Origin of the sequence: Corynebacterium sp. HMSC062E11 (assembly GCF_001811845.1) — a bacterium.
GTDB classification, from domain to species: Bacteria; Actinomycetota; Actinomycetes; order Mycobacteriales; family Mycobacteriaceae; genus Corynebacterium; species Corynebacterium hesseae.
In genome coordinates this window covers 1-293 of sequence record NZ_KV806814.1, presented here as the reverse complement: position 1 = coordinate 293, position 293 = coordinate 1, and the positions used below count along the sequence as shown (strand labels likewise).

Below are 293 nucleotides of genomic sequence, written 5' to 3'. Positions count from 1 at the left end.
CAAGAAATCCTTTCCGACAATGGCGATGCGTTCGCCACCTACCACCGTGGCTTTCTCTCTGCTACTGAAACCTGGCTCGCTAGTGAAGGTGTTCTTGCTATTGCTGGTTTCGCCCCGACAACCCAGGGAAAAGACGAGCGCTCTCACCGCACGTTGACCCAGTTCCTCGATGCACGCCACCCAGTCAGCCTTGCTGAGGTCAACACATATCTGGCTGAATACCGCCAGGTTTACAACGAGCGACGACGGCACCAATCACTGCTTATCGGCAAAATGCACATCACCCCACGCCA

At 55.3% G+C, this 293-nt stretch carries 1 protein-coding gene; it reads left to right on the top strand.

The genetic code is table 11. The features are described from left to right. On the top strand, positions 1 to 293 hold a 293-nt coding region (locus HMPREF2822_RS07815), incomplete at both ends, for an integrase core domain-containing protein (protein ID WP_158014577.1).